The organism is Proteiniclasticum sediminis, assembly GCF_018128025.1.
GTDB lineage: Bacteria > Bacillota > Clostridia > Clostridiales > Clostridiaceae > Proteiniclasticum > Proteiniclasticum sediminis.
The window spans coordinates 1-14,111 of record NZ_JAGSCS010000019.1 but is presented as its reverse complement, the minus strand read 5'-3'; the positions used below and the strand labels follow the sequence as shown (position 1 = coordinate 14,111).

The window sequence follows — 14,111 nt, the reverse complement described above, 5'->3', positions numbered from 1 at the left end:
GGAAACTAGACGGTTTCGCCCAGTCCCAGGTACTGATCCACCGACTTGCGAACGTTGGTCACCTGGAGTCCATAGACCACCTGGATATTGTCGCCTTTGCGGACAACGCCTGTGGCACCGGTTTTATTCTTCAGCACATCTTCCTGGACCAGGGCTGCATTTTTTACCGTGACCCGCAGACGGGTGAAGCAGTTTTCCACGGAGGTGATGTTGTCCCTGCCGCCCAGGGCTTCCACGATGAGATCCGCCTGGACGCCCAGAGCTTCCACCTTGTCGCCGGCTTCCTTCATTTCCTTGTACTCTTTCTTGCTGTAGAGCTTAACTTCGCCGCCTTCATCTTCCCGGCCGATGGTCTTCAGGTTCCACAGCTTGATGAGGGTGCGGAAAATGATGTAGTAGAGGGCGAAAAAGACGAGACCCACGAGAATATAGGCTGGCCAGCCGGTTTTCTCAATGCCCAGGGGCAGATTGTAGAGGAGAAAATCGATGAAGCCGTTGGGGCCGATGGCCCGCACTCCAAAGAGGTTCAAGACCACCATGGAGAGTCCGCTGAGGATGGAGTGGATGAGGAAGAGAATCGGAGAAACAAACATGAAGGAAAATTCGATGGGTTCCGTCACGCCGGCAATGAAGGACGTCACCGCTGCAGGGATCAGAATAGCTCTGGCCTTGGCCTTGTTCTCCGGCTTGGCCATCTGGTACATGGCCAGGCAGGCCCCGATGAGACCGAACATCTTGGAAATGCCCCGGGCATCCCAAATGACGCTCTGGGAAAGAACCTTCACGGTATTGTCGGCCATTTCCGCAAAGTAGATGTTTCGGGAACCTTCCAGGAGCACGCCGCCCACTTCCTGAACTCCACCCAGGGAGGTGTAGAGGAAGGGGGTATAGACAAGATGATGAAGGCCCGTGGGAATGAGGAGCCGTTCCAGCATTCCATAGAGGAAGAGACCGAAGTTGCCGCTGCTCTGGATGAGCGTTCCCAGACCGTTGATGCCGTTCTGGAAAATCGGCCAGACATAGGTCAGGGCGATGGCCAGAAGGACCAGTACCGGGATGAGGACGATGAAGACGAACCGCGCGCCGCCGTAGATCTGGAAGGCGCTGTTAAATTCCTTGTCGATGAACTTGTTGTGGACCAGGGCGGTGATAATTCCTAAAATGATTCCTAAAAATACACCCATGTCCAGAATCTGCACACCCATGACCATGGTCTGGCCGGTGCCGCGAAGGGAATCGCCCTTAAAGAGCACGCCGGTTAAGGTCATGAACTTGTTCATGGCGTTGATGAAGACGAGGAAACCTAATAGTGCCGTGAAGCCTGCTTCGGCTTTCTTCTTCTCGGCCAGTCCCACGGCGATGCCGACGCAGAAAATGACGCCGAGATTGGTGAGGATGGACACCAGGGAACCGGACAGGATGGTGCCAAAGCCCTTGGTCACGGGATTGTTGAGGAAGGCCACCCGTTCCAATAGGCGGGCATTGGTGAAGAGATTGCCTATGGCAATGAGAATACCCGCAATGGGCAGGATCAGGACGGGAATGAACATCGCTTTTGCGAACTTCTGCATTCCACTCATCAGTTTTTCTTTCATGATTCAACCTCCAATTCGTTGGTAGTTCCAGTGTACGATCCCCGGGACCATCTGGAAAGGGTTTCAGGGCATAAGGAAACACGTCCCGCCAATGTGGAACGTGTTCTCAAAATCAGTCTTCTTTTTCGCTGGAGGAGGTCAGAAGATACTCCATGAGCATGATGGTTTCGGCGAAGAAGAGGTTGAAGGCCATATTCCGGTCGTCGAGCTTCTGGGGATCTCGCACCCGGAAAGTGATGTCCGCCATGCGCGAGGCGCTGCAGTCCATCTCCTGGGTGAAGGTCACCACGGGAATGCCCTTCTCCTTGCAGACCGCCATCTTCTCGATGACAGAGCGGGTCTCCCCGGACTTGGTTACGGTGACAAACATGCTGATCTCCTCCAGGTTGCTCTCCAGAATGGCGATGGAATCAGACCCGGAAGCATAGATCACCTTGTGGCCCTTGACCAGAAGCTTTTTGGAAAAGTACTCCGCACAGATGCCGGAAAAGCCCGTGGCATAGAGAAAGACATACTTTCCCGGACTTTTCAGGAGGGCTCGGAACGTCTCCATGCTCTTCTTTCCGTTGAGCGAAAGAATGGAGGCCAGGGGCCCCTCCAGGGCTTGGGATTCTCCTCTTCCGCTTTCTTCCCCCTTCACCATGGGCTGGAGCTGATAGACCATGTCCACAAAGCCTCCATAGCCCAGCTTCTTGCTGAGCCGCATGATGGAGGACGGGGAGGTGAAGGTTTCCCGGGCGATCTGGCGGACGCCCTTTTCCAGGAGGCCCTCCACATGATCCACCATATACCGGAGGATCTCCATCTCCCCAGGGGTAAGGTGTTTCCCATCCACAATTTTTTTCAGATCCAGCATGGTCATTCTCCGCCTTTTCAATCAGATTTCCGCTTTTAATTCTACACGGGTTTACGTGGGATGCCTAGAAAAACAAAAAAAGAAACCCGGAAGACCATCGCAGGGAAAGTCTTCCGGGACAAGGTCAATTCATGCCAAAATAGGCTTTGATCTGCTTGGCCATTTCCTTGGCCATGCTGCGCTGGAACTCATCGCTGGTGATCTTGGCCAGGTCCTGGGTATTGGACATATAGCCGATCTCCGCCAGGATGGATCGGGTTTGGCTCTGCCGAAGCACCGCCAAGGTATGGCCGGAGATGCTGGCATCGGTGCCGTTTCTTCGATCCTTGAACCCCTGATTGAGGAAAGCCTTCTTGAGATACGTGGCCGCTTCGATGCTCTCCGAAATGGTGGACTCGGAGATGCTGGACACCTTGTAGGACGGATAGATGACGAAAGCGCCCTGGGAGGCCGGATCGGGGCTATAGTCGTGATGGATGCTGAAGAAGAGATCAGCATAATTGTCGTTGGCAATCTTTGCCCGGTCCGTGAGCTCCACAAAGGTATCATCGGTACGGGTCATGACCGTCTTGAAGCCTGCTGCCTGGAGCTCCTGATTGAGATAGGTGGCAAACTTCAGGACGAAGGTCTTCTCATAGACATAAGCGCCGTTGTAGTAGCCTCGGGCTCCGCTGTCCTTGCCGCCGTGGCCCGCATCAATGACGATGACGGGGATTTTCTCCACGTTGATCACCTTGTTGAACACCAGGGTTTCGCCGCCGTTGCCGGTGACCTCCACCCTGATGATGTTCTGGCCGGGGAAAAGATTGTTTCGGCGAATGGTGTAGGCATAGCCCGTGAGGGCTCCCTGGTCATCGGTTCTGGCGAGGCCATAGGCCGCCGTGCCCATGGGTCGGCCGTTGAGAAGCACCCGGACATTTTTCACCCCGGTGTCGATTTTCGCATAGCCTGTGACCTTGATGTCTTCATTGCCGTAGTTCACCACATCCATGCTGTCCAGAACGCCGCTGGCGTTGAAGTGGGGACGGTTGTAGGTGACGGTGGCCGACGCGCTGATGGTGGTGCCGTCTGCCAGGAGGGCCTCTGCCACGACGGCATTGGTTCCGCGGTAGAGCCGGTCCTTGTCGAGGATGAGCTCAAAGCCCGCCGTAGCCGCATTGGCATAAGATCCCTGGGACAGGGCCAGATCCGGTCGGGCGACGCCCAGGCGGGCGGTTCCCACGGCGGTGCCGTTGACCTTCACGGTGATACTCTTAATGGTTTTCTCCGTGAGGAGGTAGCCCTTCACGGGGATATTTCCGTATTCCAAGGTTCCCTGGGGGCTTTCCAGCGCCATGAGGGATTCCTTCACCGGGGTTTCCGCTGGCGGTGGGGTTACGGTTCCCGCCTTTTCCAGGTAGTCTGCCGCCACATAGCCTTTGCGGCCAGCGTAGGTCACCTGGGCCCAGCCGCCTTCCTGGGCTTCCACCGTGAGCTGGGTGCCCTTGGGGATGGTGAGGAGAATGGCAAAGTTCGTGCCTGCTCCGCTGCGCAGATTGAGATTATAGAGGGTCGTTCGGACATCCGCCGCCGGAAGTTCCGGTGCGGGGACAGGGGCTGCCACTTTCACCATATAGTCCGTGGAAGCATACCCGGTTTTTCCATTATAGGTCACTTGAGCCCATTTCCCCGTGAGGGAAAGCACCGTCACCTGGGTGCCCTTGGGAATGGTGGCCAGGATGGCGGTGGTCTGGTCCGGACCGCTGCGAAGGTTCAGGTTTCCCGTCACCTGACGAAAGTCCGCTTCGGGTACCGGCACCGTAGGTGGCGGTGTAGGCTCCGGCACGGGTTCCGGTTCGGGTAAGGGTGTTGGCGGAGTCACAGAAGGGGTGGCGGTTTTCAGGTAGGCGGTATTCACATAGCCCACTTTCCCCTGATAGGTCACCTTTCCCCAGGCTCCGCTGACGGATTCCACCGTGACGGTGGTGCCCGAAGGGATGGTGGCTAAGATCGAGTAGGTCACGCCCATGCCGCTGCGAAGGTTGAGATTCGCTGTGGTTTCCCGAAGATCCGGCGCGGGAGCCGGGGTCTCCGCGGGAGGTTCCACAGGGGGCACCGGTGTGGTCCCACTGACGCTTTTCAGGTATTTTATCATCGCATAGCCGGTCTTTCCCCCATAGATCACCTTGGCCCAGTCCCCACTGACGGACTGCACTTTTACGGTGGTGCCGGAGGGGATGGTGGCTAAAATGGCTGTGGTGGTGCTCATGCCGCTGCGCAAATTCAAATTGGCGGTGGTTTGGCGATAGTCCTCCACGGGCGCCGACGTTTCCGGTACCGTCTCCGGAGGGGTTGGTGTCGGAGCCGGTGTCACGGCGGTCAGATAAGTTGTGGCCACATAGCCCGTTTTTCCCCCGTAGCTCACCTTGGCCCAGGTTCCGCTGACGGACTGTACCGTCAGGGTCGTTCCCGAAGGGATGGTCAGGAGGATGCTGTAGGTGGTGCCCATACCGCTGCGCAGATTCAGGTTTCCGGTGGTTTTCCGAAGGTCTTCGCCTGTAGAAGGCACTTCCGGGGTCGGGGCCGTGACGGTGCCCGAGACGCTCTTTAGATAAGCGGTGGAGACATAGCCCGTGTAGCCCTTATAGGACACCTTAGCCCAGGTTCCGCTGACGGACTGTACCGTGAGGGTGGTTCCCGACGGAATCGTCACCAGGATGGCCGTGGAAGTGCTCATGCCGCTGCGCAGATTCAGATTCCCCGTAGTCTGCCGAAGATCGCCTGCGGGAACCGTGGGGGCTGGGGCTGGGGCGGGCGCGGCGCTCTTGGGGACAAAGGAGACATAGGTGGGGCTGGCCGTGATATAGTACCCATTGCTGAGTTTGTACATCTCCCGTCCATCGACGGTATGCTTCTCCACCACATCCAGGACTTTTCCCTTGCTGTAGGTGAGGACCTTGCTGGTCCAGTCCGGTGCACGATATGCCCACAAGGAATAAGCCGTCACCGTCAGGGTTCCCGGCTGGGTGTTTACCACGGCCGCCTGGACGACCAGGGGCTCAGAGAGTTTTGCCGGCACGGCCACGGCCGATGTCCCCACGGCGAGGGCCACACCTGCCTGAAGCAGCGCTTTCTTCGTTCGATGGCTTAACATACCCTACTCCTTTCCACAGTGTTTTTAATATCAATTATACTTTATGTTATAATCTTTTGATAATGAATGTCAACCAATGCGGTGAAAGTTCTGGAAATTCACATCTTTATCGGCTCTTCCAGTCGAGTAGCGGAAGCCAGTCCGGGGGAAGGAGGTTCCGGAACTGAGGCCAGCTGTAGCGAAGATCCATGAGAAGCACTCGCCCCTTATCGGTTTCCGAACGGATCACCCGCCCGGCGGCCTGGAGCACCCGATTAATCCCCGGATAGATGTAGGCGTACTCAAAACCCAGGTTTTCCCGGGCATAATAATCCCGGATGAGATCCCGCTCATAGGATACCTGGGGATAGCCCACCCCGATGATGGCCGCACCGATGAGGGATTCACCCACCAGGTCGATGCCCTCGGCAAAAATCCCGCCCATGACCATGAAGGCCAGATAACTTCTCTCCCGGGGAACTTCGAAGCTTTGCAGCACAGCCACCCGATCCGTCTCCTGGAGATTGGGCTCCTGAAGATAAAGATCAAACTCCTCCGGAGCCATCTCCACAAATCGGGCATACACATCCCGCATATACTTATAGGAGGGGAAGAAGGCCATATAGTTTCCGGTTTTCCCCCGAAGAAGGGTGATGAGATTTTCCGCGATGTGATCAAAGCTGTCCTCCCGCTTGGTGTAGCGGGTGTCCACGGTTCGGTCGAGATACACATCCAGATTCTCCTTGGGAAAAGGTGAACCCAGGGTCTTTCGGAAATCTTCCTCGCTGCCGCCCAAAATATCGAAATAGTAGTTCATGGGCGACAGGGTGGCGGAGAATAGAATGGACGCCTTGGCCCGCTTGAACACATCCATGAGCACTTCCCGGGGATTGATGCAGAAAAGCTTGATCCGGTAATCGGAGCCATTGGCCTCTTCATAGGTCTCGTAACCGTCATTGTACAGTTCACTGATGTTGAGGAAGCTGTTCACGGCAAAAAAGAGATCCACGATCTTTTCCCGTCCCTCAAAATCCTCCCGGCTGTCCTTCTGAAAGATTTCGAAGGCGGTGAGAAAGTCCTTGAGCTGGAACAGAAAGTCATCGGAAATACCGAAATAGGCTTTTTTCCCGCCCTCCTCTTCCAGGGCTTTGCGCAGTTCGATGAACGCTTTGTTGAGCTTTGTCAGAGTCCGCTTCATCCGGGGAAAGTTTTCCGCCGCTTTTTTTGCTTCCATGACCATGTCCTTGGTCAGCTCCGCCGAATACATATCCCGGGAACGGTCCACCAGATTATGAGCTTCATCCACAAGAAAAATATAGTTTTCCCGGACATCCAGGAAAAAGCGGCGAAGATAGACCCGAGGGTCAAAGACATAGTTATAATCCCCGATGATGAGATCGGAGAAATAAGAAAGATCCAGGGCCAGTTCAAAGGGACAGACCTGATGAGCCTTGGCGTAGTCCAGGATCATTTCCTTGGAGTAGCTCGTTTCCTTCTCCAGGATCTCCAGCACACAACCGTTGATCCGATCATAGTGTCCCTTGGCATAGGGGCACTTGTCGGGATTGCAGTTCACCTCGTCGTTGAGGCAAATCTTTTCCTTGCTGGTGAGGGTAAGAAACTTCACCTTGCCGCCCTTTTTCCGGATGATGTCCACGGCTTCCTCGGCCACGGTCTTCAGGGTTCCCTTAGAGGTGAGGTAGAAGATCTTGTCCGCCTCCCCTTCACCCACGGCCTTCACCGCAGGAAAGAGCGTGGAGATGGTCTTTCCGATGCCCGTGGGAGCTTTGGCAAAGAGCTTGCCGCCCTGCCGGATGGCCCGGTAGGTATCCACGGCCAGATCCCGCTGCCCCAGACGGTAATTGAGGAAGGGAAAGGGCAGATCCCGGAGGGAATGATCCCGCTCCTTTTTCCAGGCGGCATCCAGCCGCACAAATTTCAGGTACTCCGTGATGGTCTCCTCCACGAAGGTTTTCAGCTCACCGTAGGAATAGAGGCGGTCAAAGGATTTATCCACCTCCGTATCCAGATTGACATAGGTGAGGCGCAGGAGAATCTCCTCCCCTTTCGTTTCTTCCAGATGCATGAATCCGTAAAACAGCACCTGGGCCCAGTAAAGACGGTTGAAGTCCTCGTCCACCGTGTCCAGGGGCGCATAGGTGGATTTGATCTCTTCGATGTATTTTCCCCGCACCATGCCATCGGCCCGGCCATCCACAATGAAGAGCACATCCTCCAGTTCCACCTGGTATTTCAGGTACTGCTCCTTCTCATAGGCAGAGTCCTCCTGCTGTCGGATCTTCTGGATCCGGATATGGGCCCGGGTCCCTTCCTCCAGCCGGCCCGGACCGGCGCCCAGGGCGCTGGACACAATGTCGCCGTAGCGGTGGACAAACTCAATGAGATTTCTTACGGATATCTTGATTTCAGTCATGGTTTCCTGCCTCTTTAACATTTCATTATTCCGATTATACCATTATCCCGGTGCCCATGGCGGCGAAGGCATCCAAAAGGACAAATCCCCCAAAGAAAAAAAGCCCCGGAGGGCTTTTTTACGCAGATTCCTATATGCTCCTAGGACACTTTTTCCAGAGCACTGCTGAGCTTGTTGATGCTGACGGTCAGATTCTCCATCTTTCCCTCAATGCGGGTCAAAAGATAAATTGACACCACCATGAGAAATCCGACATTGGCCGCCGCTTCAAACGGTCCCCGAGTTTCGAGACAAATAATAGCACTTTAGCCCCGTAATCCATTTATTATCCATGGTTTACGGGGTTGATTTATCATGAAATAGTGCAATAATTTTAGGTGCTAAATTATCAGTTTTTTTCGGATATCGAACCGATACTGTTTGAGCTCAGATAACGTTGGAAGTCGAAGATCTTTTTCAATGCCTAATGCTCGTGTTATTGTCTTTAAGTCTTCGGTTACCCGTGTAGTTAAGAAATATCCTTGCGGAATTTCTATAGCACTGTATTCTTTCAGCGCTGCCTGTACTCTTTTCGCGCTGAGACCAGCTTCCCAGTCAAATGCACTTTTTGTTGATGCCCCTGTTGAATCTACGACCGTATTCTGTATGAGCCTCATCATCACTAGTGCAATGAAACAGATTAAGAAGTGGGCAACGATAATAATCTTTTTGAGATTATATTGATCGATGGTCTTCTTCATTGCGGGCCTTAAAGTAGCTTGATCAAATGTATTGCCAGGGAATAGATGATAGGAGACCGGAATCCCGTGAGCATCCAAAAACATCCCCATTTGTACTATGGGCGTCTTACGGTTGTGTTTACACACGCCCTTCTTGCGAAGGCCTTTCTTTAGGAGGATCCCGTGCTCGTCGAAGATATCTTCATCATTTTGCTCAATCTCAAAGAAATAATTCGTCACATCGTAATAGGTTATTTCCCCTCGTTTCCCAGTTTCTTTCGTGAGTTTCTGATTCATTCTTTTTTGGATGGCTTCAGATTTCTTGTCCAGCTCATCAAGGCATTTGTAGATCTCATGCCAATTGCTGGAATCCGCCAGGGACATAAGATAATTGTCTTTGTTTTCATAAGTAGAAATTTTGGATGCAGGAGAGCGCATTCTTCCAATCACAAGTAGTTTCGTCAATCCCACAAGATCGTAAGGGATCTTATTTCTTGACTTATGGAGCGTTAGCACGCTACCGATATCCAATGCATCAAAAAGGGCGTCCAACAGAAAGTATCCCATATTCTTGGGATCGGCAGTAGACTCTTTTTCTGAAGATCTTTCAAACTCCACCGAGACGGTGTCGCGTGTCTTTTGGACATAGGGTTTTAGTTCTGGAATGAGAGGGGTACCTTGTCTAAATGATTCCCTCAGTCGTTCCAGATAGTTCGGGTCCCCGTCATCGTACCGATGTAGGGGCCAATATGATAGAGGGATCTCTTTTTTTACTTAGACACACCATTTTCCATCACGGTATAACTTTCTGCAAGTCTGAGATAAACTGTTCCATTTAACCTAAACTTCTCAATTTGCATAGAACCCTCCCAATTTTACCATTTAAGTATGTTAATGTTATATTATAAAATAAGTGTTTTGAAAAGCCTCTAACTACTGAAATTAGAGGCTTTTCGCTATATTTTTTCATTTATTTTTCTTGAAACTCGGGAGGGCCTTACCACATCCTGAAAGTAACCTCTGGCATCCATCACACCATGGGTGGACTGAAGATTGATACCACGACCCATGTGAGTTGACTAAAGAAGAGCAGATTCTCCCTAAAATCTGCTTGATAGAATTCCGTGCGAAAACCCTGTGGAGTATCAAACTCTGCGGGGTTTTTCTGCGCATCTTCATGTGAAACTTCTAGGAAGAGAAAAGTAAAGCAAATGAAAGTATCAGCAAGATATTTGCATTAGAACACCTTATTCTGGAAGAGAACGGGAGAGATGGGGAAAGGGTCTGTTGGAAAAAGAGTAGAGCCTGTGCTATAAAATAATTGAAGTTAGCACTCGGAAGATTCGAGTGCTAACGGATACTAAAACATCATAATTGTAAAGGAGTTGTTTGTTATGGCAGGACTGATTCCATTCAACAGAAAGAAGAAAGATCTTCTACGCAGTGACTTTGGAGATTTTAGTAGCATGCTGGATGACTTTTTTACCGATCCTTTCCCATTCAGAAGAAGCCTGGAGGCGGATACCTTTAAGGTGGACGTGGAAGATGGCGAGAAAGAATATATTGTCCATGCAGAGCTACCCGGTGTGAAAAAAGAGGAAGTTGCTCTTTCTTTAGAAGACGGCAGGCTGAGAATTTCAGTGCAGCGCAATGAGGAGAAGGAGGAAAAGGATAAAAACTATATCCACCGGGAGCGAAGAATCTGCTCCATGGAAAGAAATATTTTCCTGGCAGAAGCCGGGGAGGAGAACATCAAAGCGAAACTGGAGCATGGTGTTCTGAGCATTGAGATCCCAAAGAAACCTCATGTGGACACCTCCAGAAGAATTGAAATTGACTAGGTCAAAGCAAGAAAGAGAAGATCTGAAGAAGTGGAGTTGATCCCGATTCTTCAGGTCTTCTCTATTTTTTCTTGAAACTCGGGTTATACCATTATCCCGGTGCCCATGGCGGCGAAGGCATCCGAAAGGACAAATCCCCCAAAGAAAAAAAGCCCCGGAGGGCTTTTTTACGCAGATTCCTAGATGCTCCTAGGACACTTTTTCCAGGGCACTGCTGAGCTTGTTGATGCTGACGGTCAGATTCTCCATCTTTCCCTCAATGCGGGTCAAGAGATAAATTGACACCACCATGGGAAATCCGACATTGGCCGCCGCTTCAAACAGTCCTTCCATATTTCTCACCCCGGTATGAACTAGGCAAAAACTGAAGACAATGGCCTATTTGCCCTTCAGGAGTTCCTTGGCTGTGCTCTTGATAAAGCTGGCTTTGGCAATGAGGGCCAGCACCGTGATGAAGGTGTGGATCCGCTCCTTGTCTTCCTGTTTGATCTTCAGGCTCTCCACTATGCTGCGCAGCCGTTCCTCATCGAGAATGATGTTGGGGGTGTTCTTCATCTGGGACGTCTGAATCTCATAGAAGAGATCATAGGCTGTTTCCCAGGGGATGATATCATCCTCTCGGTTATTGATCTCATTGAAGGCCAGCTGGAAAACCTTCTTGATCTCCTCCGTGCTGAGCACGGGCCGCATGTAACTGACAAAGACCAGCTGGATGAGGTGAAGCTTGGTGTACCCCTTCTTCTTTCCCTGGTAGGGCTTGGAGATCACTTCGCTCTTAATGTAGTTTTGGATGATATTCACCGTATAGGATTCATCCTGAAAGAGATCTTCGATGAACTCGATGACCTGGGACAGGAATAGATCATATTTGGGAAATTCCTCCAGGGGAATAATGGCACTGCGGGCCTTGATCTGCATGGTGTCTTCCACCCCGTGCAGACCGGTTTCCTTGATTTCACCCATGATTTCACCGCCTTCGATGGATTGTTCTATACTTTATTATAAGTTATTCAATACCATATCACAAGAATTTTTAGTGTCTTAATCCAGGAGAAGGCTTTCCTTATAGACCTCTTTCTTGGGGATTCCCCGAAGCTCTGCCACGATTTTCACGGCGTCCTTTTTAGAGAGGCCCTGGCTCATGACTTCCTGCAGGTGCTGGAGAATGGTGAGCTCCGCAAAGCTTTCCTCCTTTTCCTTCTGGATCTCCTCCGATGATTTACCGGAGACCACCAGGACAAACTCTCCCTTGGGGGTCCGGTCCTGGAAGGCACGGCGAACCTCCTCCACGGTGCCCCGCAGATGCTCTTCGTGGAGCTTGGTCAGTTCCCGGGAAAGGGCAATGCGGCGATTGCCGTAAACTTCCGCCACGGCATCCAGGGTGTCCAGGATCCGGTGAGGAGCTTCATAGAAGATCAGGGTTTCCTCCCGGTCCCGATACTGGGCCAGCTCATCCCGCTTCTTTTTCCGGGCTTTATCGAGAAAGCCCACAAAGGTGAACCTTCCCGTATCGAGACCCGACGCCACCAGGGCATTGATGAGGGCCGAGGGACCGGGCAGTACCACCACGTCCACGCCCCGCTCCACGGCTTTTTTCACGATGGTTTCTCCGGGATCCGAAATTCCGGGCATTCCCGCATCGGTGACCAGGGCGATGGTTTCTCCCGCTTCCACCTTATCCAGAATGAAGGTCGAGGCTTCCTGCTCATTGTGTTCCCGGTAACTCAAAAGAGGTTTCTTGATCTCATAGCGGTTTAACAGCTTGGCGGTGACCCGGGTGTCCTCGCAGGCAATGCGGTCCGCCTCCTGGAGCACTTCCAGCACGCGGAAGGAAATATCCTTCAGGTTGCCGATGGGGGTGGGCACAAGATAGAGTTTACTCATCGTCGATCATCTCCATAAATTCTTCGGATTTCGTCGGAATAGCTGCCGTCCTCGTCATAGACGAATAAAGGGGGCAAAACCTTGAGGAAGGCGCCGCCGTCCCGCTGACCTTCCACCAGGACCATGGAAGGCGCTTTCTTCGCATGGGGATAGACCATGCGAAGGCTCTTGGGTTCCATGCGATACTGCCGCATGAGAGTGAGAAGGTCCGCCAGGCGCTCCGGCCGGTGAATGAGGTAGAGCCGGCCGTTGTCTTTCAGGCAAATCCGGGCAGCCCGGATCACATCCTCCAGGGTCAGAGCCACTTCATGGCGGGCCAGGGTCAGGGCATCTTCTTCGTTGATGATGCCGCTGGCGGCTTTCTTATAGGGCGGGTTCACCGTCACCACATCCACCTTCGGCAGGGACTTTAATAGCGCTTCGTCGCAAAGATCCCCCTCCAGAATCACCACCCGGTTTTCCAGCTTGTTCATCAATACGCTCCGGCGGGCCATGTCCACAAACTCGTGCTGGATCTCCAGCCCGGTGATGGCGGGGCTTTCGGTCTTGGCGGACAGCAGGAGGGGAATGATCCCCGTACCGGTGCAAAGATCCAGTACCCGATCTTTTTTCCGCACTTTCGCAAAATCCGACAAAAGAACGGCATCCACACCAAAGCGGAAGCCCTTTTTCTTCTGGATAATCGTTAATCCGTTCCGGTTCAGGTCTTCCAGGGTCTCCCCTGGGTTTACATATTCCATCATGAACTTTCTCCGTTTCTATTCTCTTCTTCCATTGTACAGACACCCCTGGCTTTCCACAAGGGAAGCTCCCCGCAGGCCACTTTATCGCCCTGACCCCCAGGGATTATTTTCGTTAACTTCCCGTAAAAACTTCTTCAGGGTTCCCCACCAGGGGAAAAATACGGTATAATCCCGACTTTGACAGTTCAAAAATTGATAAACAGCTGGAACCCTTCAAAATAGGGGGTTCCAGCTGTTCTTTCTTGTTTTGAGCATGTTGTACACACACTATTTCCCATACGATCGGAGCACTTCCAACGGGACATATTGACGAGTCCAATTTTTTCCCAGCAAGCGGTTGATCTGCAAAAAGTCCTCATTGCCAAACACTTCCCAGTAGCCTTTCTCCAAGGGGCGACACTGTGCGCTGAGAAGTGCGTTTTGGATTTTTTCCGGACTATACGCTCTCTGGAGCCGGTGTTCCAACACGCGCATTACGGTTAAAGCGATGAAACAGACCAGAAAGTGTGCGTGGATGTGGGACTTTGTCCAAACGTAGACCGGTCGGGCATCAAAGGTGGTTTTCATCACCTTGAAGCAGTCTTCAATGCGGCTCAGGGAACGATAGCTGGCCAACATTTCTTCATCACTCATCGTAATCTCGCTGGTGATCAGAACGTTGAAGCCATCATAGAGTTCATCCAGGGCGATTTGTTCTTCATCGATGGAAATATGTGGCGTAAGCCTCCGGAGTTCACCGGTCTCTTCATCCAGCTGCTCGACTTCCAAATAGCGCTTGCCGCCTTTTTTCATGGTCAGCCGGAATCGCTCGCTGGCCGTCAGTTTTTCTGCGTACTCAATCGATTTCTGGCGGCGGACTTTTTCCCGAAAATCATATTTTTGATTCCACGTCACCAGCACTTTTTCGGTGACTTCTTTCTTGTTCAG

12 protein-coding genes are annotated in these 14,111 nt (G+C 52.3%); 1 reads left to right on the top strand and 11 read right to left on the bottom strand.

The annotated features are described in order from the left end of the window. Nucleotides 1-5 precede the first annotated feature (5 nt). The 6 genes from KCG48_RS12120 to KCG48_RS12095 form a co-directional block, all read right to left on the bottom strand. A complete protein-coding gene (locus tag KCG48_RS12120; RefSeq protein WP_211802466.1) occupies nt 6-1,595 on the bottom strand; it encodes a PTS transporter subunit EIIC in 1,590 nt (529 codons plus the stop codon). 112 nt (nt 1,596-1,707) lie between these two features. Continuing rightward, nucleotides 1,708-2,451: a MurR/RpiR family transcriptional regulator gene (locus tag KCG48_RS12115; RefSeq protein ID WP_211802465.1), complete on the bottom strand. Its 744-nt coding sequence runs from the start codon at nt 2,449-2,451 to the stop codon at nt 1,708-1,710. 124 nt (nt 2,452-2,575) lie between these two features. Beyond that, on the bottom strand, nt 2,576-5,584 hold the full coding sequence (locus KCG48_RS12110; protein ID WP_211802464.1) for an SH3 domain-containing protein: 3,009 nt from the start codon (nt 5,582-5,584) through the stop codon (nt 2,576-2,578). 106 nt (nt 5,585-5,690) lie between these two features. Further along, complete coding sequence (locus KCG48_RS12105; RefSeq protein ID WP_211802463.1) at nt 5,691-7,997, bottom strand: ATP-dependent DNA helicase; 2,307 nt, start codon at nt 7,995-7,997, stop codon at nt 5,691-5,693. 140 nt (nt 7,998-8,137) lie between these two features. After that, nucleotides 8,138-8,293 carry a YvrJ family protein gene (locus KCG48_RS12100; RefSeq protein ID WP_331000396.1) on the bottom strand — a complete coding sequence of 52 codons (156 nt, stop codon included), beginning with the start codon at nt 8,291-8,293 and terminating at the stop codon, nt 8,138-8,140. 84 nt (nt 8,294-8,377) lie between these two features. Then, on the bottom strand, nt 8,378-9,334 hold the full coding sequence (locus tag KCG48_RS12095; RefSeq protein ID WP_211802461.1) for an IS1634 family transposase: 957 nt from the start codon (nt 9,332-9,334) through the stop codon (nt 8,378-8,380). Between the two features lie 776 nt (nt 9,335-10,110). Here KCG48_RS12095 and KCG48_RS12090 point away from each other — a divergent pair. Beyond that, nucleotides 10,111-10,557, top strand: a complete 447-nt coding sequence (locus KCG48_RS12090) for an Hsp20/alpha crystallin family protein (RefSeq protein ID WP_211802460.1) — start codon at nt 10,111-10,113, stop codon at nt 10,555-10,557. 189 nt (nt 10,558-10,746) lie between these two features. Here the strand turns inward: KCG48_RS12090 and KCG48_RS12085 are convergent, their stop codons facing one another. The 5 genes from KCG48_RS12085 to KCG48_RS12065 all read right to left on the bottom strand — a co-directional run. Further along, on the bottom strand, nt 10,747-10,890 hold the full coding sequence (locus tag KCG48_RS12085; RefSeq protein ID WP_211802459.1) for a YvrJ family protein: 144 nt from the start codon (nt 10,888-10,890) through the stop codon (nt 10,747-10,749). Between the two features lie 45 nt (nt 10,891-10,935). After that, on the bottom strand, nt 10,936-11,520 hold the full coding sequence (locus tag KCG48_RS12080) for a DUF1836 domain-containing protein (protein ID WP_211802458.1): 585 nt from the start codon (nt 11,518-11,520) through the stop codon (nt 10,936-10,938). A gap of 78 nt (nt 11,521-11,598) precedes the next feature. After that, on the bottom strand, nt 11,599-12,441 hold the full coding sequence (rsmI, locus tag KCG48_RS12075) for a 16S rRNA (cytidine(1402)-2'-O)-methyltransferase (protein WP_211802457.1): 843 nt from the start codon (nt 12,439-12,441) through the stop codon (nt 11,599-11,601). Next, the gene (locus KCG48_RS12070; RefSeq protein WP_408004728.1) at nt 12,438-13,181 is read right to left on the bottom strand and encodes a tRNA1(Val) (adenine(37)-N6)-methyltransferase; all 744 of its coding nucleotides are present in this window, start codon (nt 13,179-13,181) and stop codon (nt 12,438-12,440) included. The genes rsmI and KCG48_RS12070 overlap by 4 nt, the downstream gene beginning before the upstream one ends. 270 nt (nt 13,182-13,451) lie before the next feature. Further along, the coding region (locus KCG48_RS12065; RefSeq protein ID WP_456239171.1) for an IS1634 family transposase at nt 13,452-14,111 on the bottom strand (660 nt) is incomplete at its 5' end.

Coding starts and splice junctions, on each gene's coding strand:
- KCG48_RS12120 (WP_211802466.1), bottom strand. CDS start 1,595: ATGAAAGAAAAACTGATGAGTGGAATGCAGAAGTTCGCAAAAGCGATG.
- KCG48_RS12115 (WP_211802465.1), bottom strand. CDS start 2,451: ATGCTGGATCTGAAAAAAATTGTGGATGGGAAACACCTTACCCCTGGG.
- KCG48_RS12110 (WP_211802464.1), bottom strand. CDS start 5,584: ATGTTAAGCCATCGAACGAAGAAAGCGCTGCTTCAGGCAGGTGTGGCC.
- KCG48_RS12105 (WP_211802463.1), bottom strand. CDS start 7,997: ATGACTGAAATCAAGATATCCGTAAGAAATCTCATTGAGTTTGTCCAC.
- KCG48_RS12090 (WP_211802460.1), top strand. CDS start 10,111: ATGGCAGGACTGATTCCATTCAACAGAAAGAAGAAAGATCTTCTACGC.
- KCG48_RS12085 (WP_211802459.1), bottom strand. CDS start 10,890: ATGGAAGGACTGTTTGAAGCGGCGGCCAATGTCGGATTTCCCATGGTG.
- KCG48_RS12080 (WP_211802458.1), bottom strand. CDS start 11,520: ATGGGTGAAATCAAGGAAACCGGTCTGCACGGGGTGGAAGACACCATG.
- rsmI (WP_211802457.1), bottom strand. CDS start 12,441: ATGAGTAAACTCTATCTTGTGCCCACCCCCATCGGCAACCTGAAGGAT.
- KCG48_RS12070 (WP_408004728.1), bottom strand. CDS start 13,181: ATGGAATATGTAAACCCAGGGGAGACCCTGGAAGACCTGAACCGGAAC.